This window comes from Acidovorax sp. YS12 (genome assembly GCA_021496925.1).
Classification (GTDB): domain Bacteria; phylum Pseudomonadota; class Gammaproteobacteria; order Burkholderiales; family Burkholderiaceae_C; genus Paenacidovorax.
On record CP053915.1, the window covers coordinates 2,118,599 to 2,137,534 of the forward strand.

The following is an 18,936-nucleotide window of genomic DNA, read 5'->3' on the forward strand; positions in this document are numbered from 1 at the left end:
TTCCGCGCAGGCTGCCGATAGAGAAGAAATCGGTCAATGGAGCCCTGCCATGAAAATCGCCGCATCCACGCTGCAAGCGCAAGCCCAGCACAGCGCCACCAGCACCCACACGCAAAGCGAGCGGCTCGAACTGCGGGCGGGCGGCACCACCGTCAGCAGCGCCAGCACCCGCAGCAGCACGCAAACCAGCCTGGGCGCCAGCGCCCAGGCGCAGGTGCAGACCCAGGCACAGGACACGCCGCCAGCGGGCGTGACCGTGGCTGCGAGCCTGCTCGCTGCGGCCCGGCGCGCCGCGCAGCAGGCGCCCGCCACGGCCACTGAGCGGTCCGGGCGCGCCGAGGACTTCGAGAACCTGACCCCGCACCTGACCATGGTGCGCGACCTGATCGCGCGCATGACCGGCGTGCAGGCCCAGAGCGTGCGGCTGTCGGTGTCCAGCGAGCCGATCGCCGCAGCCGCCGCCAGCGCAGCGAACACGGGCGCGAACACCAGCTTCGCGCTGCGCTACGAGCAGCACGAGGTGCTGGAGGAAACCGAATCCACCCAGTACGCGGCCGAGGGCGTGGTGCGCACGGCCGACGGGCAGGAAATCCGCTTCAACCTGCAGCTCAGCATGCAGCGCAGCTACCGCGAGGAGTCGCACCTGCAACTGCGCATGGGCAGCGACGCGCAGGCCATCGACCCGCTGGTCATCAACTTCGACGGCACGGCGGCCGAGCTGCAGAGCGTGCGCTTCGCCTTCGACCTGAACGGCGACGGCCAGACCGAGCAGGTGCCGCTGCTGTCGGGCAACCGCGGCTACCTGGCGCTGGACCGCAACGGCAACCAGCGCATCGACAGCGGCCTGGAACTGTTCGGCCCCGCCACCGGCAACGGCTACACCGAACTGGCGCGCCACGACGACGATGGCAACGGCTGGATCGACGAGAACGACGCCGTGTTCTCCCAGTTGAAGGTCTGGGTGCCCGAGGCCGAAGGGCCGGGGCGGCTGATGTCGCTCAAGGAAGCGGGCGTGGGCGCGCTCTCGCTGGCCGCCACGCAAACGCCGTTCGCGCTGCGCACCAGCGGCAACGACCCGCTGGGCACGGTGCGCAGCACCAGCGCCTACCTGCGCGAGGACGGCAGCGCCGGCACCATGCAGCAGATCGACCTGGCGGTTTGAAGCCAAATCGGCCTCAAACCATTGCTGGACAAGCGCTAGAAGCTATCAAAACGGGAGTATTCGGCGCCAGCTACGGCAGCGCCACTTCGCCCCGCACCCAGGCGGCATAGGCGGCGCTGGCCTGCACCGGCTGCGCCAGCAACTGCGGCAGATCGTAGGGGTGCCGGGCCTGCAGCCAGTCCAGCAGGGCGGGCACGGCGGCCTGCGTGGTCTTGAAGGTCACGCGCCATTCGGCGTCTTCGTGCAGTGCGCCCTGCCAGCGGTAGTGCGCGGTGATGGCCTCGACCTGCGCGCAGGCCGCCAGCCGCGCCTGCACGGCTTGGGTGGCAAGCTGCCGGGCGTCGGCCGGCGTGGCGACGGTGGTCGTGACCACGGCGATGGTGTGTTCAGTCATGGCGCGGCGGCCCGGGCATGCGCGCGCCGTGCAGCGGCACCAGCAGCGCCAGCGCCAGGCCCAGGGCCGCGTGGCCCCAGCCGATGGGCGCGCGCAGGTGCTCGGGCGCGAAGTAGTACAGCAGGTAGCCGCTCAGCGCCCCCAGGCCGCCCAGCGCGCACAGCGCCAGGCCGGTGCGGCGCTGTGCCGCCTTGTGCAGGCGCAGGCGCGCGTTGCGCGTGGTCATGCGCCAGCCCTGGGGGATGTGCGCGGCGGCCAGCACGCCGGCCATGAACAGGCCTGCGAAGGCCGCGGCGCCATGCAGGCGCATGAGCCAGGGCTCCAGCGGGTGCGGCAGTTGATCGGCCCCCGCGCCCCAAAGGTAGTGCACGGCCAGCCACAGCGCGCCGCTGGCGGCCAGCGCGCCGGTGCTGGCGTACAGGGCGCGGTATTGCCAGGGTTTGAGGGCGTTCATGCGGGTGCATTGTCGCAGTGCAGCCAGGCCTGCGCGCCGTAGTGCGCCAGCACGGGGTGGCGCGCGTCGCCGCTGGTGGCCACCACCTTGGTCAGCGCGTCGGCCCACAAACACAGCGGTGCGGCCACGCTGGCGTGGGCCTGCACGCCGCGCCCGCCCGCCCACGCCTGGCTGCGCCGCCCGGCACCCAGGTGGCTGGTGGCGAAGGCGCCGTCGCCCAGGCGGGCGAAGGGGCGCAGGCCGCCCGTGGCTTCGTCGCGCAGCAGCACCGGCACTTCGATGGCGCCGAAGGCGCGCAGGTCGCCACCGGCGTTGACCCAGCCGCTGGCGCAGCCGCCGCGCTGCAGCGCCTGCACGGCGCAGTCCACGGCGTAGCCCTTGGCGATGCCGCCCAGGTCGAACGCGGCCATGGCGGCGCGCTTGTGCAGGCGCCGCCCGGCGCAGTGCCAGCCGTGCGGCGCGCGGCCCTGGGTGATGTCGAACAGCCCACCGCTGGCGGCCTGCAGCGCGGCGGCGGCCTGCAGCACGTCGGCGGTCTCCGGGGCGATGGCCAGGCTCCGGCCCACGGGCAGCGCGGCGAAGCGCGCCACGTCGCTGCCGGCCACGAAGCGCGACATGCGCTCCTGCACGCGCTGCACGGCGGCGAAGGCGGCCTCGACCGCCGCGCCCGCGCTGCCTTGCGGCACGCCGATCTCGACCAGCGTGCCGAGCAAGGGGCGTGCACGGCGTTGCATTTCAGGCATCAAAAACGGCTCTAGCCCTTTCTGGGTAAGCGCGAGCAGCTATTGTTTTGATAATTCAACCGAGCTTGCCGGCACGGCGCAGCGCGTCGAGCCAAAGCAGGTTGCGCCGCACGCCGTCGGTGACGTGGGTGCAGCTCAGGGTGGCACCGCTGATGTTGGCGATGTCGTCGCCCACGCGCAGCGGCGCGTCCGCCGTTTTGCCCACGAACTGCTTGCGCCAGGCGGGCAGGCGGATCTCGTGGCCGTGGCTCTCGCGGTACGACAGCACCTCGACCTGGCGCACGCGCCCGTCGCCGTCCACGCCCAGGGCGTAGGTGATGCGCTCGAACTTGCCGACCACATCGTCCACCACCACGTAACCCAGCAGGGCACCGCCCTGGCGCGCCAGGCGCACCTGCAGGCGCGGCGCCAGCGGCGGCCTGGCGCCGGCGGCGGCCAGTTGCTGCGCCAGCGCGGCGTCGAGCGGCAGTTCGCGCGGCTCGAAGGCATCGGCCTGCGAGAACATGAGCTTTTGCGCCTGCTCGGCGCTCATGTAGTCCACGGCCAGCGCCCCGGCGGGCGCGAGCGCCACCAGGGCGGTGCCGCCGCACAGCGTCAGGCGCATCAGAAGCTCCAGCCCAGGCCCAGGTTCACGCGGTGGGCCGCGGTGTTGACCTTGAAGCGCTGGTAGTCGGCCTTGAGCACGACCGAGGGCGTGATCCAGAAGTTGGCGCCGATGGTGGTGACCTGCTCGGTATCCGCCGCCGCGGGCGTCAGGCCCGGGCCCAGGTCGGCGAAGGCGCGCGCGGTGTTGAAGCGCTCCAGCCGCACGAAGGGGCTGAAGGCGTAGTCGCCTTGCTGCCAGAGCTTGTAGGCGCCCTGCACATACCAGCCGTCGAAGGACTTGGGAATCAGCGTCGGGTTGCCCACCAGCGGCAGGTTCAGCTCGGCGGTGTTCGAGATGCTGCCGCGCGCGTACAGGGCCGACAGGTCCCAGCGCCCCGGCGTCCAGCGCGCATGCACGTCGCCCAGCGTGACGCGCGCACGCGCGAAGCCGGGCTGGCCGTGGGTGGCGTTGCCGCTGAACAGCGACGCGCCCAGCAGCAGCCCCGGCACGCCGCGCCAGTTGGCCGCGCCGAAGAACGCCAGGTTGCGCGCCTTGGCCTGCGCGCCTTCCTGGTGCGTGGCGCCCAGCGGCGACTCGGCGCCTTCGGTGGAGGCGGCGTCCCACTTGGTCAGGTCGAAGCCGGTGCTGATGCCGCCTTGCAGCGTCAGGCCGTTGTCGAAGCTGGCGACGAGCTGCGCGCCGGCCTCGCGCCAGGTGGTGGGGATGATGGCGGTCTCGACGAAGTTGCGCTCCACGCCGTAGAAGGCCGTGGGCTCGTGGGTTTCGTTCAGCAGGCCCACGGGCATGAGGAACAGGCCGCCGCGCGCCGCCAGCGTGGGGGTGAGCTGGTGTTCGACATAGGCCTGCTCCAGCGCCACCTCGCCCACGTCGCCCGACGAGGCCACGGCGTGCTCCACCTCCAGCTCGCCGACGATCTTGGTGCGCTCGTTGATGCGGTGCTGCAGCCCGAGCACGAAGCGGCGCAGGTCGACCTGCGACTTGTCGGTGGCCTTGGTGGGGCGGTTGTAGTTGACCTCGCCATAGCCCGTGAGCACGGTGGCGGGCTGGGCCGGCGCGGCGGCCACGGCGGGTGCCGCACCGCCCCAGCCGCCCTGCCCCGCCGGCGCCGCCTGTGCCGCCTGCGCGGCGGGCTGGCCTTGCGCGGCCTGCGGCGCCTGCCGGGCCTGCAACTGCGCGAGCTGCGCCTTCACGTCGGCCAGCTCGGCGGCGAGTTTTTCGAGCTTTTGCGCCAGCTCCGCCTGGGTGGCGGCCGGCGCCTGCTGCGCCCATGCAGGCAAGGCGGACAAGGCCAGGGACAGGCCCAGGGCCCGGGTGGCCAGTGCGGCGCCGCTGCGTTGGAAGAGGGAAGTCATAGGGAGGAACGAAACGGAGGTGGATGGAAACGCGGGGAAGAAGCGAAAAAAGCCAGGCGGTCAGGGCTGGTAGCCGTCGGTCAGCGTCTTGAGGAAGGCGACCACGTCGTCCACCTCCTCGTCGCTCAGCGCGGGCGCGTCGCCGGGCTGGCGGTCGTAGGGCACCTCGGTCACGTTCACGTTGGCCTGGTAGCGCGCGGGCAGGTCGTCGAACTTGCGCACGCTGCCGTCGGCGTTCACCGGGTACCACTTCTCGGGGTTGGTGTCGCGCTGCACGTAGAAGGTGACGGCGTCCTTCAGCGTCTTGAAGTAGCCGTTGTGGAAGAGCGCCTGGCGCAGCGCCACGTTGCGCAGCGTGGGCACCTTGAACAGGCCGCACAGGTCGCCGCGCGCGGCCAGGTCGCCGCCCGCGCGCGCACACAGGCCGAGGTCGAAGAACACCGGGTCGGCGTTCTGCCCCAGCTCGGGGTTGCGCGGCACGCCCAGGCTGTCGTAGGTGAAATCGGTGAACAGCGGCATGCTGCCGTCGGCGCCGCGCCCCGAGGGGTGGCAGGCGTTGCAGTTGCCCTTGGCGGGGTTGTTGAACAGCGCCAGGCCGCGCAGCTCCTGCGCGTCCAGCCGTGCCTTGCCGAGCAGGAAGGCGTCGTACTTGCTCGAATACGGCCGGAACGACACGTCCTCCAGCTGGTACTGCTGCAGCGCCAGCGTCAGGCGCTGGTAGGCGGCTTCGGTGTCGGCCAGGATGGCGGTGCCGAATACCTGGCGGAACTCGCCCGCATAGCTGGCGGCGGCCAGGCGGCGCACCACCTCATCCTTGCTGCCGTTGGCCATCTCCACCGGATTCAGGAAGGGCTGGCCAGCCTGGTCCTGCAGCGAGGTGGCGCGCCCATCCCAGAAGAAGCCGCCCGTGGGCGTGCCATCGGTGTCGAAGAAGAAGGCCTTGTTGCCCGCCAGGTAGCGGATGGTGGGCGACTGGCGCCCGCCCTGCAGGTCGAGGTGTGGCCCGCCCAGTTGCGCCGCCAGGCCGTTGGGCTGCGCGTGGCCGAAGGCCGCCTCGTGGCAACTGGCGCAGGACTGGCGGCCCGATGCCGAGAGCGTGGGGTCATGGAAGATCTTCTGCCCCAGCGCAGCGACGGGCGAGAGCCCGGTGTCCACTGGAATGTCGGCCGGCCCAGCCGAAGTGCCGCCGCCACCGCAGGCCGACAGCCCCACGGCCACCGCCGCGGCCCACACGGCCGCCCATCCGGCGCGCACGCGCCGCCCCCCGATTGGAGTGGAAAACATAGAAACGCAAAGGTTAATAAAACTTGTTCTCGATTTTATCGACCGGGTTTCTTGCAGCTATCGACGTGCACTGAGCGTTGTACTAGCCACCTAGCAAAATCAAACACTTAGAGCGACATGGGGTGCACATCTTTGTACTGATTTTTCGCTGAGTGTTGTACTTTCCTGACATCTTTTCACTGAGTTTTGTATTTTTTGCGGAAGACCGCCCAAGCGCCCCATTCGCCACGATGTCTGCTTGCTTGTACCGCTGCCGGTCACTATGAGCGCATAGGATCAGCGCACAAAAACGGACAGCAGACTCTGAAAGGCGGCCGTCACCCCCGAACCTCTATGACTGCTGCACATCCGGATCCTGCCCACAGCTTGGAACACGCGACACCTGGCCGTCGCCATCTTCAGCAGGCTCACGCTCTCTTACAGCCAGCGCCGCACCTGCTGGCAATAGGTATCGAACGAAGCCCCAAATCGCGCGTGCAGCGCGTCTTCCTCCGGTCGTATCTGGAAGTGCTGCAGGTAGGCCATAAAGAGCGGCACGAGGAGCAATGCCGACATCTTGCCCAGCCACACGGCAAGGGCCAACAGCAGCAATGCGAAGCCCAGGTACATGGGATTGCGTGTCAGTCGATAGACCCCGCGCACCACCAGCGCTGTCGAGGCCACGGGGGTGGTCGGATTCACCGTGGTGTTTGCCTGCCGAAATGCCAGAACGCCAGCCATACAAAGCGCGCCGCCGGCCATAGCCAGCGCGCAGGCCACGATCCACGCGCCGGGAATCATGGTCGATACGATACCGGGCAAAAGCCACATGGCAGCGGCAAACAGAGCGGCGAGCGCCACGGGTGGCACACGCAGAGACAACCAAGAGGAATGGTTCCGCGACGGGGATTGAGAAGGCATGTGAGGGTCGGTGCCGAATGTGGTTGGCACACTTTAAAGATTGAAGTTACTTCAAAGTCAACGCACAGGTGAAGGTATCGCCGTGGCTCGCCTTGACCTTCTCCAGCCATGGGCCACCAATTTCTCTCCCAGCCTGGGGATCCTGGCGGCAAGCAGCGCCTGCTACCATGCTGCACTGCAACATAGCTTGCGCCATTGAGACCATGGACCTCGACGACCCTTACCACGAACTTGGCCTGGCACCGGGCTCCAGCGATGCCGAGGTAAAGGTTGCGTGGCGCCGCCTGTCCGCACGCTGGCACCCGGATCGCAACAGCAGCCCGCATGCCCTGCGAAAGATTCAGCGCATCAATCGGGCACTGGAAATGATCCGCAACGCCCGGGACGAACCGGCGGCGGAAACCGAGGACCCCGCCCCCGATGCGGAAAAATCCACCGTCGAGCACGCCATCAGCCTCACGCTCGAGGAGGTGGTGACCGGTTGTGTCAGGGACATTCGGGGCGAGGTGGTCGAAGACTGCGCCGAGTGCAGCGGCAGTGGCCTGCAGCTCCAGGCGACCCGGTGCAGTAAATGCGGTGGCACCGGCCACATCCGGCAGCCTCTCTGGTTCGCCTGGGTCGCGTCCACGGTCGAATGCACAGCCTGCCAGGGGCAGGGGAAGACGCGCCAAAGCTGTGCTGCCTGCGCGGCCAGCGGCAGGGCACCGGCGCGCAAGTACCGCTGCCGGGTGCCGGTCGCGCCTGGCGCGCGCGCTGGCGACCTGCTCGATATCACAGCCTGGGTGCAAGGCCGTCAGCGCCAGCACGCGCTGGCGCTGCGCGTGCGCGTGGAGCTGCAGCCGCACGCGTTCTTCACGGCTGAAGCCGATGGGACCTTGAAGTGCGAACTGCCCGTCGATGGTTTTGCATGGATGGCCAATCGCTGGATCCAGGTTCCAACCCCCCGCGGGCTGCAACAGATGAAGCTGCGGCGGGGCCACCTGAACTACCGCATCAAAAACGCCGGCCTTCCGTGGACGGGCGAGGCAGAGGCTGGGGACTGCATCGTCACCGTCGTGCCAATGTTTCCGCAGGAGTTCAGCCAGGAGCAAGAGGCAGCGATTGACCGGCTGGTGGCCAGCAACACCGGGACGGCCGGCACGTCGGCCGGTGATCGCATGGCGGCATGGACCCGGTTGGTGGACAACTGGCAGGATCGGCGCAGATGAGATCCCCGATGACCATCAGCATGGCGGACTGATGATGGCAGCCCTTGAAGTTTTGCTTAAAATTTGAGCAAAATACCGCTCGCAAAACTGAGTAAACAAAGAAAACTCCATTCAAATTCATAGAGTTATCGACGTTACAGCATGTGCCAGAAGCAATGTCGATGTGCATTGAGCGTTGTATTAGCCAGCCAGCAAAATCAACCAGATAAAACAACCTGAGATGCACATCTTTGTACTGATTTTTCGCTGAGTGTTGTATTTCTCGCGGAAGACCGCCAAACGCCCCGACATCACTCCGCAAGACCCTAAACCCCAGCGGTTGCCCGGTCCGGGCGACCAGGCCTCAGGCATCCTTGCTCCTTACGTTCCGGCCTGCCACTGGCAATCTGGTGGCTTGCGGCGGTGCCACCGAACTGTCCAACCCGGCAGTCCGGCGCCATCGGCCAAGCAGCGCATGCCATAGCACCCTGCCATGATGCGCGCATTGTTTTCACTCTAGAGAAAGACTTCATCATGGCATTGCCACCAAACAAGCAACGCAGCCGCCGCCTTCGCAAGAAGATGCATCTGGACGAATTCCAGGAGTTTGGCTTTGAGTACGAGCTCAGCCTGAAGGAAGACCTGACAACCGGGCAGGAAGATGCCCTGATGGACCGCTTCGTGACCGAGTTGCTGGCTCCACGTTTCCTGGCCGCTGCAGGCTGGGTGCTCGAAGGCTTTGTGACCACCTACCATCGCGGTAGCGCCACTGACGAAGACCGTGCAGCCACCCTGGCCTGGTTCCGGGCCCAGCCCGAAGTGAATGAAGCCAGCGTGAGCGAACTCAAGGATGCCTGGTACGTCGAAGATTGAATGCCTTGGCACTGCGGAAACCGCAAGTTGCGTATTCCAACGATCCTGGACAGCGAGTCCTGGAACGTGAACGCCTGAACGGCATGTCCACTCAGTTGGCTCCAATCGGCCAGGAGTTGCCGGTCACCACCGTCGCCTAGTGGACTGCTTCAGGCGGGTTGCGACCACTGAGCTTTGGCAAGCCTGTGACCGCTGCCGCCGATACCAGACACTGCCCCGCGATCTGGCCAGACGTCCGCTGTACGCGGCAAACCGGATAACGGCAGCTTTCGTAAGCTGCGAACTGGTGTTGCCGACCCTGAGCCGCCATCCAGCTAAAAGCGCCAAAGCCGTCATTCAGCATGATGGAAAGTTCAATCCGAAGAACCGCGAGTCAGATCAACGGCTTGCAGGTTGTTCAGGGCGGACTAATAAATGAACAAGAGCTTCAAAAAACTCGCCTAGTCCCAATGCTGTTCAGTTAGCGTGCTCCGCGCCCCTGCCTGCATCGCGGGCGGGGGCATGGCGTTGATCCGCTATCCCGCCACCGGGAATCGGCGCAGGCTGCCATGCACCGGCACCAGCGAGGCCAGCGCCTTTCCCTCGTACTCGAAAGCCACCTGGCGCAGCGGCACGCCGTACAGGCGCAGCAGATGGGCCTCGGTCAGCACCTCGTCCACCGGCCCGCAGGCGTAGTCGCGCTCACTGAACATCAGCAGGGCGTCGTCCGCCACGGCATGGGCATGGTGCGGGTGGTGCGTGGTGAACAGCACCGTCAGCCCCTCATCGCGCAGCTTGGCAATCCACTCCAGCACGATGCCCTGGTTCTTCAGGTCGAGGGCCGAAGTGGGTTCGTCGAGAATCAGGATGTCGGCCTCGGCTACCAGCGCCCTTGCGAAAATCACCAACTGCCGCTGACCGCCGGACATTTCGTGGAACGGGCGATGGGCAGCATGTGCCATGCCGAAACGCTCCAACGCTTGCAAGGCCGCCTCCTCGTCGGCTGGCACCGGCTGGGTGAACAGGCCAATCTTGCGAGCCCGGCCCATGAGCACCATGTCCAGTGCGGAGTAGTCGAAGCTGACTTGGAATAATTGAGGCACGAAGGCGATCCGCCCATGTACCTGGATCTCCCCCTCGCTAGGCTGCAAGGCCCCGAGCAGAATCTTGAGCAGCGTAGTCTTACCCCGTCCATTGGGGCCGAGCAAGGCAAAGACCCTGCCCCTGGTCACTGCCGCCCGATAGCCGCGGAAAATCCAGCGCTCAGGCAGGTAGGCATGTCCGAGACCGTCGAACGCGAGTGCCGTATTGTTCATTGATCGCTCCATCCCTTGGTCTGGGTCTTCCAGAAAAGGAAGCAGATGAAAGGCGTCCCCACCAGGGCCGACAGCACGCCGACCGGAAGCTCGCCGCGCACGATAGTGCGAGTCACATCGTCCAGGCCCAGTACGAACAATCCTCCTAGCAGGGCCGAGGCTGGCAGCAGGCGCCGATGGTCCGGTCCCACCAGCATGCGGGCCAGGTGGGGCACCACTAGGCCGACCCAGCCGATCACCCCGGCTACGGACACCTGGGCGGCCACGATCAGCGATACCACGGCAATCACCAGCCAGCGCAGCCAGCGGACGTCAACACCCAATGAGGCGGCATCCAGATCGCCCAGGGAAAGCAGGTTGATACGCCAACGCAGCAGCATCAGCACCGCGCCGCCGCCCAACGTGGGGATGGCGATCATGAAGACTTTCTGTGCATCGACACCGATGAAGCTGCCCAACAACCAATAGACCATGCCGGGCAGCTTCACATCCGGAGCGACAAACTGCACCAGACCCACCAAGGCGATGAAGAACGCGCCGATGAACACGCCGGCCAGAATCAAGGCCATGCCATTGCCACCATTACGCGCCAGTCTGGCAAGGGTGAAAGTGAGTCCCATGGCCAACAAACCGCCAACGAAAGCCAAGCCGACAACGCCGGTTGGTGGCCACCCGAACAGCATGGCCAATACGCCGCCAAAGGCCGCGCCGGAGGTGACGCCTACCAGATCCGGTCCGACCAGTGGATTGCGCATGACGCCTTGCAAGGCCGCACCGGCCATGCCCAAGCCCATGCCTGCCAAGGTGGCGACCAGCACGCGCGGCAGGCGAACGGTTTGAATCACCGTCAGTTCTTTGATGTTCCAGGACGGGTCATCGGGCAACGGTCCTGGCCAGGCCAGATGAGCAACGATGGTCACAGCTTGATCGAAAGGCATGGGATAGGCGCCCAGCAGCAACGAGCCGACGATGGCTAGCAGCACCGCCACTCCCAACAGGTAGGGCATGCAGCGTCCGCCCGGCATCGGAGGGTGTTTGGCAACGAGTGGTGCCACGGATATGGTCAGGCCGGAGTCGGTCATTGGGGGGCGCTCTGTTTGTGGACTGAAAAGGCATCGCGGGCGAAGCGCCCATACCCGGCGGAGCCGAGGTTGGCGTCCAGATGTAGGTCGGCATCGATTTCGGCGTCACTCATGCTGTAGCCGAAACGGGAAACATAGGCGTCCCGCAACAGTTCGCGCACTTTGGGTTGCAAGCGGTCGGGATGCGTGATTTCTGCCATCCAGCGCACGGAGATGGGCTGGTAGGTCAAGCCCAGCAAACCACCGCCCCTCGCACCAAGCATGCGGTAGACGCGTTTGGCCCGAACCGCTTTCAAGCCGCGCCACAATGGGTTGGCCATGAATTCCTGTGGACTGGCGCCACCGCCAGCCATGAGGAAGATGAAGTCCGGATCCATAGCCAGGATGCGTTCTGCATCCTGGCGCTGCCCGGTCAATCCGACGGTGGCATTCCGCACCTGTGCGGGCGGCAGATAGTATTGGTAGTCGTTGTTGAATGATTTGACGTAGTATGGGCTCGACGTCCCCATGATGAGCACACAGGGCTGCCGTGCTTCGGGCACAGCACCGAGTTCTGCTGCCAATTCCCGATAGGCCTGGCGATTCTGCTCAATCAATGCTTCTGCACGCTCGGGGTGACCTGAAACCTCAGCTACCATGCGGGCCGCCGCCCGCAGGAAATCGTCCCAGTTCCCATTTCCTTGCGTGGAAAACAGCAGGGTCGGAATTCCGATTTGGCGGGTCAACCGGGCAGGGCCATGGCGATTCCCGAAGAAGACGCCAGCATCGAGCGCCAGCAAACCCTCCACGCCGGCATCGGGTCCTTTCTGATACGCCATTATCCCGCTATCCCACAGGCTGTCCTGCTTGAGCACCTGCGGGAAAATCCGGCTCCAGATGCGCTTTGCAAAGTCACCTCGCTCCCGTGCCGTACCCGCTCTCGCTAGCGCCTCAGGAGCGACAGTGGCTTCCAGAAACGCATCGGTATAGAAACCAGGGCCCCAAGTCATCACCGCACCTTGAAAAGGCTGGCCGATGCGCACGGGCGCGCCGCTGCCGTCGATCACGGTGTGACTCCGGGCTGGAGCCGGAAATTGCGGCGATGGCCGTGTTAACGCCAAGACGATCAGGCCAATACTGGCGAACGGGATGAACCAAGCCAACTCGCGCAATATGCCGAACGAGGCAGTCCATCGAAAAATGCGGGTGAGCGGGAAAGGCATCCCGGGAGAAGCGGGCTCCATTGACATACGGGATCAGAACTGCATGGTCGCCGAGAAACTGACCATTCTCGGATCGCCGATCATGTTGCCCATGAAATAGCGTTTGTCGGTAATGTTGCTGATGTTCAGCCGCAGGGTCAGCGGGCGTTGCGCGAGGCCGGTCCGGTAGCGTAGCCCCATGTCATAGATGGTTACGCTTGGCATCCTGTCGGTGTTTGCGGCGTCGTAATAGTATTTCCCCGTGTAAAAAGCGCCACCAGTCCATGTCAGTCCCGGCATTGCCTGGATAGCGTATTCCGCGATGAGCTTAGCCATCTTGTTGGGCACGACTGTCGGCGTTTTTCCTTCCATGGCCGGATTGTTGGTGTTCTTCTTTTGCTTGGCGCTCAACCAGGTCGCTCCACCGTATATCCGCAGACCCGGCAGCACCTTGCCACTGGCCGTCAATTCGAGTCCCTGGTGAATTTGACGACCGTCCTGCACGTAGGTGAGAGAGGCCGGATCGACGTATTGGTTCGCCTTGTCAATTTTGAACACGGCTGCGGTCAGCAAGGTTCCGCCCAATGTTGTCTTGGCGCCGAGTTCATATTGCTTGTCTCGCATGGGTGCGAGGATTTGCCCGGCATTGCTGACGGGCTGACCGTTGTATAGCGCGGGCGCCACGCCACCTTGTTCCAGTGCATCCAGGTACGTCACATACGTCGTGACATTGGGCACCGGCTTGAACAGCAGGGAAACCGTCGGTGTGGTCGCGAACTTCTTGTAGACAGCAGTGGCGGCGCCGGTCGTCCTGTCGTAAGTAGTAGTGTCGATGAGCGTGCGGTTGATGCCCAGCAGCAGGGACCATTGCTTGGTGAGTTGAATGTCGTCACCGATGATCACATTGGTCGTCGCCGACTCGTAGGAATTGACTACGGGTCTGGTGTCAACGGCATAGACCGGCTTCGCGACCTGTATAGGGTCGAGCAGATCGTAAATGCCGGGCATGTTTATGGCGATGCTCCCATTGGGATGCGCTTTAATCAACTGCCCAGCGTAGGAAAATCCAACTGTCAAATTGTGGGCCACAGATCCTGTATTGAATCCAGAATCAAGATAAGCATAACCAGATTTTCTTATTAGATCAGAATCGAAGATATGGTAAATGCTCATGGTTTTGGTTTTATCAACCCAATTGTTCGTAGTGTTATTGTTGAGCCGATCTGTCATGCCTGACTGGTACAGCAGCGCTGAACGAAACCTCGAGCTTTCGGAAACATCCCATATAACCTTGCCGATCAACTGGTTGTTCTCGAAGGTGTCGTAACCCCATTCCTGTCCATACAGCTTCGAAGGATCAATTTGTTTAGGGTCGATGGAGGACATCAGTATTCCGCTGGCTGGGGTTGGACCGAAACCAACCTGCATGCCATCCTGTTTTCCATAAGTTCTGGATGCATTGAGCTCAAGCTTCAGCCTGTTACTGACCCGGTAGTCCAGAGCCCCGCTGACGAGGTACCGGTCGATTTTTTGGCCTGAGACGAAGGTTTCACCACCTTCATTCACCAAATTCAGCCGATAGCCCAGGCTGCCGTCCTCGTTGATGGGCCCACCAAGGTCAGCATGGGTGTAGCAGTTGGACTTTTCCCTACAGCCGACCGTGATATCCAACAGGCGCTGGGCTGGCGCCCGCTTAGCAACCAAATTGACGTTACCAGAAGGCGAGCCCAGGCCGTACATGAACCCTGTGGCCCCGGTGATGACTTCGATCCGCTCTATGTCCTCAGTGCCGAAGAAATTCGACCCGCCAATGGGCAAGCCCTCCAGACTTCGATTGGGGGCAAAAAACCCCCGCATGTTGATGTTCTCTGCAATGCGGGATGCCGGGATGTATATCTGCGTATATGGGTTATATCTAAATGTGTCACGAAGCAGAGTCGTCTGGGTGTTTTCGATCAGTTCCTTCGGCATGACGTTGAGTGAATAAGGGGTATCCTGCAGCAGACGTTCCCCCCAGGGGCCGACGTTTAGGGCGCGCTCCACGCTGTAGCCCATTTCCGCTGCCCCCTCCTGGGGAGTGCCCATCACCGTGACTTCCTTCAACGTCGGCACAACCACCCCGATGATTACCTTGTCCCCCACGAAGCTCGCGCTCAGCCCGCTGCCCTGCAGCAGCTTGCGCAAGGCATCGGCGGGCTCCAGCGTGCCGTGCACGGCTGGCGCGGCGTTGCCGCCGATGGACAGCCCCGATTGGCGCGAAAGCTGCTGGATCGAGGTGCTCAGCGGCTGGGCTGGCAGATCGATGGCCAGGGGCGCAGCCTGGGCCCATGCGGCCACCAGCGAAAGCATGGCCGCCGCAATGGGGCGGATAGGAGAGATGAAGCGTGAGAAAGGCATGGCGGGTTCCAGTCAAGAGATACAGATGTGCTCACCTGTACTTGACGGTACAGCGCCTGAAACTACTCAAAAATTCTTTAGTCCGACCCGAAAAACCTGCGAACCGTTGATCTGACCCGTAGTTCTGCTGCTTGAAGGGCGCAGTCTTTGCAAGACGAGCAGATCAACATGCGCCCCCCGCTGGTACGCCTGGCGGGGTTGATGGACTGGGGGCAGATTGAGCGGCACTTCGCCAACCACGTCACCTCGGCCGTGGCCGCCCGGCCTTGGCGCCGCGCCTGGCCGCCGGCTTGCTGGATCGATTTGCGCCGGTGGCGGCAATGCAGCGACTGCGGTCCTTGGCGTGCGGCCGTGGCGTTCCCCGTTTCAACGACATCGTGATCTTTGAGGCGGTTTTCGAGGAGCTGTGCGGCCGACCGGTTCCGGAAGTACAACTGACGTTGTCCTGAGCTGACAGGCGAGGACCGGCCGAATGGCTGTTGACGATCCGCGAACTGCCGAAGCCGCCCCGGAGCGGGCTATCGATTTCATGCGGCTCACCGAGCATACTCCACAGATCATCTCGCAGGAGTGAGGAAGGCTGTCAGGTTTCATGGTTTACATGTGCCAATATCAACATATAAGATAAGGCGTCGCGCGCAACACTTGGGCATTGTTGCATTTTTTGAGAAAATGAATGATGAGAATGTCCCGCACCGTCCAGCTTATGCTGCACGTATTGTAGGATGCACTGCGTTAGAACTCACGGGGAGAGAATCGCATGGACATTAAAGACACGATCGCATCGGCTGGTCGCAACCTGCATACGATCATCATCACTGCCAGAGAAGATGATGGAAGCATCGAGACACGTGAAGCGGAGCCCTACAGCTATCGCATGACTGGTGGGACGGAAAAGTTCTTCTGCTATGACATCGTCAAAGGCGGCACAAGAAACTTCCACGTACACAAGATCATTTCCGTAAAAGAAACCAGCAATTCATTCACGCCGCGCTGGAAGGTTGAGGTGTGAGTTCGAACAGTTCATTCAGGCCAACGCCGCTTCGCGGCGCGGCCTAATTCAGGCGATGGCCCTCAAGTTCCCGAGAACTATGCCCGAGCCAGAGAAGCATTCAGTTCGAAATGGCGTAGTTGCCACGGTTGTTGGCGGCATTGCCCTAGGGCGTGTCATCAAATGAGCCAAACGACAGCGGCGGCCAGATGAATGGCGCCCAGGAAGGCCGCAGCAGTCTTGTCGTAGCGAGAGGCAATGGCGCGGTATTGCTTCAGGCGTGCAAAGAAGTGCTCGATCAGGTGACGCGCCTTGTACAGATGCCGGTCGTACTCGCGCTGTTGTTTGCGCGTGCGGATGCTGGGAATGACTACGGCTTTGCCTGCTTGGAGCAGTGGATCGAGCACCCGCTGCTGTGCGTCATACGCCTTGTCGGCGATGACCATGCGTGCATCGATATTGCGCAGCAGGACATCCGCGCCGTTCAGATCCGAGGCCTGCCCCCGGCATGAGCATGAAGCCCGTGGGATTGCCCAGTGCATCCACCGTGGCGTGGATCTTGGTGCTCAAGCCCCCTCGGCTGCGCCCTATGGCTTGTGCCGAGCCCCCCCTTTGGCGCCGCTGCTGTGCTGGTGCGCGCGCACGATGGTCGAGTCGATCATGGCGTATTCGTTGTCCGCATCCTGCGGCCAGAGCTTCGAAGAGGCGTTGCCACACACCGCGCCGACTCCAGCGCATATGGCGCAGATGCACCACGCGGAAATCACCGAAGCGCTCGGGCAGGTCACGCCAGGCAATACCGGCGCGGTAGCGATAGAGCACGGCATCGACGAACAGCCGGTTGTTCTTGGCGGGGGCACCAACGTGTCCAGCCCTGCCGGGCAGCAGGTCTTTGATTTGGCTCCATTGGCGATCTGTCAGGGCGTATCTGCGACTCATGCTCCTGATAATGGAGCATCTATCGAATTCGATGACACGCCCTAGCCGGTTTGGGGGAACTGTGGCCACCTCTGAAGGAGGCGGGCCTTTGGGTTTGGGCGCAGGTCGCGTCATTCTTTGCCCTGTTCGGGGCGACGTATGCAACGCCGGGGTGGGCTCTAAGCATCCTCGGTCTGCTGGCGCTTATTCCGGTAGTCCGCTTCCTCGTTGGCTTATGGTCTTCTGGAACTGCAGAATCCTTGCATCTTCAGTATGTTGAAGACTTGATATTCGGTGCCAAATGGCGTTGGACTTGGTTCGGGAACGAAATCTCTAGAATTTGGTGTTTCTGCCCGCGATGCGATGCCGAACTCGTCTACGACGATACGGAAGTCCATGCCTTCTACGACTCGCTTCATTTGCGAGCACTGCAACAACCTCGAAGTGGCTCGGGTTCCAGGCAACAAGAACTACGCGCTCGAAGGAGTTCGTCGAGAGGTTCGCAGGAGAATACGAACCGGTCATCTCAGTGGCGCTGCCGTTAAGGGTTGACAGGTCGCTCGACGCGGACACGCAGCGGCATTGCGCCGCGAGTCGTGCTGGTCTACCGACAACTTGGCAACTGGTACCCTGGTTCAGTGCATTCTGCCGAATGGTCCGCCAAGCGGCAGTTTGAGGTGGTGCGTGCCACATGGACAACGGCGGTCAACTCGGGTCAAGAGAGTCTGGATCTTTGAGTTCGGCGAACTTCGCGGCCATCGTCGGGTTGCCGCGGGTGAGTCGTTTGATCGTCAAGTCCTCGGCCTTGTCGTTGGCGAGGCGGAGATTATTTGCCGATTTGTGGAGGGCTTCCTTCGTCTTCTCAAGGTCTTTGATCGCTTCGTCGATCCGCTTAATAGCCTCGACAAAGCCCTCGGATGCAAGCCGCCAGTTCCGGCCGAAAGCCGTCTTGAAGTCGTCGATCTGCTTCTCGAAGTTCGTGATGTCGATGTTCTGCGCCTTCACCAGTGCGAGCTCGGTCTTGTACTTCAACGAGTTCTGTGCGGCGTTGCGCAGCAGCGTGATGATAGGTATGAAGAACTGTGGCCGAACTACGTACATCTTCGGGTAGCGATGAGAAACATCGACGATCCCAGTATTGTAGAGCTCGCTGTCGGGTTCCAGGAGAGAAACGAGAACCGCGTATTCACAGCTCTTCTCGGTGCGATCCTTGTCGAGCTCCTTCAGGAAATCCTCGTTCTTCTTCTTGGTCGCGGTCTCGTCGTTCTCATTCTTCATCTCGAACATGATCGAGACAATCTCGGTGCCACCCTCGTCCGAATCGCGGAAGATGAAGTCGCCTTTGCTGCCGTGCCGTGCGTCGTTGTCCTTCTCGAAATACGCACGTGGAAATGCCGTGGCCCTGATGCGGTTGAACTCTATCTCGCAGTGCTGCTCCAGGGTTTCGCCGACCATCTTTGTTGACAGTCGCGCCTTCAAGTCCCGGAGCCGCTCGATCGTATCATCGCGATCCTTGATCTGCGTCTCATAGCGGTCCTTCAGGGATTTCTCTGAAAGTTGCTTTTCAAGCACCGCCCGCTCCAAACCACTCTTCAACTCATCGCGCTCCTTCTCGACTAGGCCAACGGCTTGGGCAACGGCGAGCTTCTGTGCAACTTCGTTGGTGTCGAGCCTCCCCTTGAGTGCCTGAATTTCCTTGTCTTTCGCGGCGGCGGCACTTTGTAGCTCGTTCAGGAGTTTTGCCTCCGCCAGCTGCGCTGCGGTTTGCTTTTCATACCTGGCTTGCTGCAGCTCATTTGCAAGCGCGTCACGCTCCTTCTCTATGGTACTAAGAGACTCGGTCACCGCGAGCCTTTGCGCAACCCTCGCCGCGTCGAGCTTCGCCATCAGGTCTTGAATCTCGGCATCCTTGGCTGCTGTGACCTTTTGCATTTCGCCAGCAACCTTCGTCTGTGCGAGCTCAACAGCAGTTCGCTTTTCCTGTTCGGCTAGTTCAAGCCGTTCGTGCAACTGCTTCTCGAACTCTCGGTCACGAACCTGCTTCAGGATGTCCGCGTAGCCGGCTTCGTCAATCTTGAACGCTTTCCCGCAGTGCGGGCAGATGATTTCATGCATG

Annotated in this window: 16 protein-coding genes and 2 pseudogenes; 5 read left to right on the plus strand and 13 right to left on the minus strand. The window is 63.0% G+C overall.

Annotated elements, in window-relative coordinates; translation table 11 throughout:
* Positions 1-49: 49 nt before the first annotated feature.
* On the plus strand, positions 50-1,162 hold the full coding sequence (locus YS110_09675; protein UJB64996.1) for a hypothetical protein: 1,113 nt from the start codon (positions 50-52) through the stop codon (positions 1,160-1,162).
* 70 nt (positions 1,163-1,232) lie between these two features.
* Here YS110_09675 and YS110_09680 read toward each other — a convergent pair whose 3' ends face one another.
* The 7 genes from YS110_09680 to YS110_09710 form a co-directional block, all read right to left on the minus strand.
* Positions 1,233-1,556, minus strand: coding sequence for a divalent-cation tolerance protein CutA (locus tag YS110_09680; GenBank protein UJB64997.1), 324 nt, complete (start codon positions 1,554-1,556; stop codon positions 1,233-1,235).
* Entirely contained in the window at positions 1,549-2,010 is a 462-nt protein-coding gene (locus YS110_09685; GenBank protein ID UJB64998.1) for a DUF4405 domain-containing protein, read from the minus strand. Before YS110_09685 ends, YS110_09680 begins: the two co-directional genes overlap by 8 nt.
* Complete coding sequence (locus YS110_09690) at positions 2,007-2,744, minus strand: FAD:protein FMN transferase (GenBank protein ID UJB64999.1); 738 nt, start codon at positions 2,742-2,744, stop codon at positions 2,007-2,009. The genes YS110_09685 and YS110_09690 overlap by 4 nt, the downstream gene beginning before the upstream one ends.
* Positions 2,745-2,808: 64 nt before the next feature.
* Positions 2,809-3,357: an FMN-binding protein gene (locus tag YS110_09695; protein UJB65000.1), complete on the minus strand. Its 549-nt coding sequence runs from the start codon at positions 3,355-3,357 to the stop codon at positions 2,809-2,811.
* On the minus strand, positions 3,357-4,712 hold the full coding sequence (locus YS110_09700; protein ID UJB65001.1) for a hypothetical protein: 1,356 nt from the start codon (positions 4,710-4,712) through the stop codon (positions 3,357-3,359). Before YS110_09700 ends, YS110_09695 begins: the two co-directional genes overlap by 1 nt.
* Before the next feature lie 60 nt (positions 4,713-4,772).
* The gene (locus YS110_09705) at positions 4,773-5,996 is read right to left on the minus strand and encodes a cytochrome-c peroxidase (GenBank protein UJB65002.1); all 1,224 of its coding nucleotides are present in this window, start codon (positions 5,994-5,996) and stop codon (positions 4,773-4,775) included.
* Positions 5,997-6,413: 417 nt separating this feature from the next.
* Positions 6,414-6,896 (minus strand): isoprenylcysteine carboxylmethyltransferase family protein, encoded by a 483-nt coding sequence (locus YS110_09710; protein ID UJB65003.1) that lies wholly within the window; start codon positions 6,894-6,896, stop codon positions 6,414-6,416.
* A 203-nt stretch (positions 6,897-7,099) separates the two neighbouring features.
* Between YS110_09710 and YS110_09715 the strand changes: the two genes are divergently transcribed.
* Complete coding sequence (locus tag YS110_09715) at positions 7,100-8,104, plus strand: DnaJ domain-containing protein (protein ID UJB65004.1); 1,005 nt, start codon at positions 7,100-7,102, stop codon at positions 8,102-8,104.
* A 513-nt stretch (positions 8,105-8,617) separates the two neighbouring features.
* Positions 8,618-8,956 (plus strand): YggL family protein, encoded by a 339-nt coding sequence (locus YS110_09720; GenBank protein ID UJB65005.1) that lies wholly within the window; start codon positions 8,618-8,620, stop codon positions 8,954-8,956.
* Positions 8,957-9,471: 515 nt separating this feature from the next.
* Here YS110_09720 and YS110_09725 read toward each other — a convergent pair.
* Genes YS110_09725 through YS110_09740 form a run of 4 tightly spaced genes read right to left on the minus strand, consistent with a single transcriptional unit; the run spans position 9,472 to position 14,911 of the window.
* Positions 9,472-10,251, minus strand: coding sequence for an ABC transporter ATP-binding protein (locus YS110_09725; GenBank protein UJB65006.1), 780 nt, complete (start codon positions 10,249-10,251; stop codon positions 9,472-9,474).
* A complete protein-coding gene (locus tag YS110_09730) occupies positions 10,248-11,333 on the minus strand; it encodes an iron ABC transporter permease (protein ID UJB65007.1) in 1,086 nt (361 codons plus the stop codon). Before YS110_09730 ends, YS110_09725 begins: the two co-directional genes overlap by 4 nt.
* Positions 11,330-12,535 (minus strand): ABC transporter substrate-binding protein, encoded by a 1,206-nt coding sequence (locus YS110_09735; GenBank protein UJB65008.1) that lies wholly within the window; start codon positions 12,533-12,535, stop codon positions 11,330-11,332. Before YS110_09735 ends, YS110_09730 begins: the two co-directional genes overlap by 4 nt.
* A gap of 33 nt (positions 12,536-12,568) precedes the next feature.
* Positions 12,569-14,911, minus strand: coding sequence for a TonB-dependent receptor (locus YS110_09740; GenBank protein UJB65009.1), 2,343 nt, complete (start codon positions 14,909-14,911; stop codon positions 12,569-12,571).
* Between the two features lie 147 nt (positions 14,912-15,058).
* Between YS110_09740 and YS110_09745 the strand changes: the two are divergent.
* Positions 15,059-15,207: pseudogene (locus YS110_09745) on the plus strand (IS5/IS1182 family transposase).
* A 464-nt stretch (positions 15,208-15,671) separates the two neighbouring features.
* On the plus strand, positions 15,672-15,923 hold the full coding sequence (locus tag YS110_09750; protein UJB65010.1) for a hypothetical protein: 252 nt from the start codon (positions 15,672-15,674) through the stop codon (positions 15,921-15,923).
* Positions 15,924-16,081: 158 nt separating this feature from the next.
* Here the strand turns inward: YS110_09750 and YS110_09755 are convergent.
* Both YS110_09755 and YS110_09760 read right to left on the minus strand, forming a co-directional pair.
* Positions 16,082-16,841: pseudogene (locus YS110_09755) on the minus strand (IS5 family transposase).
* A 684-nt stretch (positions 16,842-17,525) separates the two neighbouring features.
* The gene (locus tag YS110_09760) at positions 17,526-18,935 is read right to left on the minus strand and encodes a DUF2130 domain-containing protein (protein ID UJB65011.1); all 1,410 of its coding nucleotides are present in this window, start codon (positions 18,933-18,935) and stop codon (positions 17,526-17,528) included.
* Between the last annotated feature and the right edge of the window lies 1 nt (position 18,936).

Excerpts from the sequence above, each read along its gene's own strand:
- YS110_09675 (UJB64996.1), top strand. The coding sequence starts at position 50 with ATGAAAATCGCCGCATCCACGCTGCAAGCGCAAGCCCAGCACAGCGCC.
- YS110_09680 (UJB64997.1), bottom strand. The coding sequence starts at position 1,556 with ATGACTGAACACACCATCGCCGTGGTCACGACCACCGTCGCCACGCCG.
- YS110_09685 (UJB64998.1), bottom strand. The coding sequence starts at position 2,010 with ATGAACGCCCTCAAACCCTGGCAATACCGCGCCCTGTACGCCAGCACC.
- YS110_09690 (UJB64999.1), bottom strand. The coding sequence starts at position 2,744 with ATGCAACGCCGTGCACGCCCCTTGCTCGGCACGCTGGTCGAGATCGGC.
- YS110_09695 (UJB65000.1), bottom strand. The coding sequence starts at position 3,357 with ATGCGCCTGACGCTGTGCGGCGGCACCGCCCTGGTGGCGCTCGCGCCC.
- YS110_09700 (UJB65001.1), bottom strand. The coding sequence starts at position 4,712 with ATGACTTCCCTCTTCCAACGCAGCGGCGCCGCACTGGCCACCCGGGCC.
- YS110_09705 (UJB65002.1), bottom strand. The coding sequence starts at position 5,996 with ATGTTTTCCACTCCAATCGGGGGGCGGCGCGTGCGCGCCGGATGGGCG.
- YS110_09710 (UJB65003.1), bottom strand. The coding sequence starts at position 6,896 with ATGCCTTCTCAATCCCCGTCGCGGAACCATTCCTCTTGGTTGTCTCTG.
- YS110_09715 (UJB65004.1), top strand. The coding sequence starts at position 7,100 with ATGGACCTCGACGACCCTTACCACGAACTTGGCCTGGCACCGGGCTCC.
- YS110_09720 (UJB65005.1), top strand. The coding sequence starts at position 8,618 with ATGGCATTGCCACCAAACAAGCAACGCAGCCGCCGCCTTCGCAAGAAG.
- YS110_09725 (UJB65006.1), bottom strand. The coding sequence starts at position 10,251 with ATGAACAATACGGCACTCGCGTTCGACGGTCTCGGACATGCCTACCTG.
- YS110_09730 (UJB65007.1), bottom strand. The coding sequence starts at position 11,333 with ATGACCGACTCCGGCCTGACCATATCCGTGGCACCACTCGTTGCCAAA.
- YS110_09735 (UJB65008.1), bottom strand. The coding sequence starts at position 12,535 with ATGCCTTTCCCGCTCACCCGCATTTTTCGATGGACTGCCTCGTTCGGC.
- YS110_09740 (UJB65009.1), bottom strand. The coding sequence starts at position 14,911 with ATGCCTTTCTCACGCTTCATCTCTCCTATCCGCCCCATTGCGGCGGCC.
- YS110_09750 (UJB65010.1), top strand. The coding sequence starts at position 15,672 with ATGGACATTAAAGACACGATCGCATCGGCTGGTCGCAACCTGCATACG.
- YS110_09760 (UJB65011.1), bottom strand. The coding sequence starts at position 18,935 with ATGCATGAAATCATCTGCCCGCACTGCGGGAAAGCGTTCAAGATTGAC.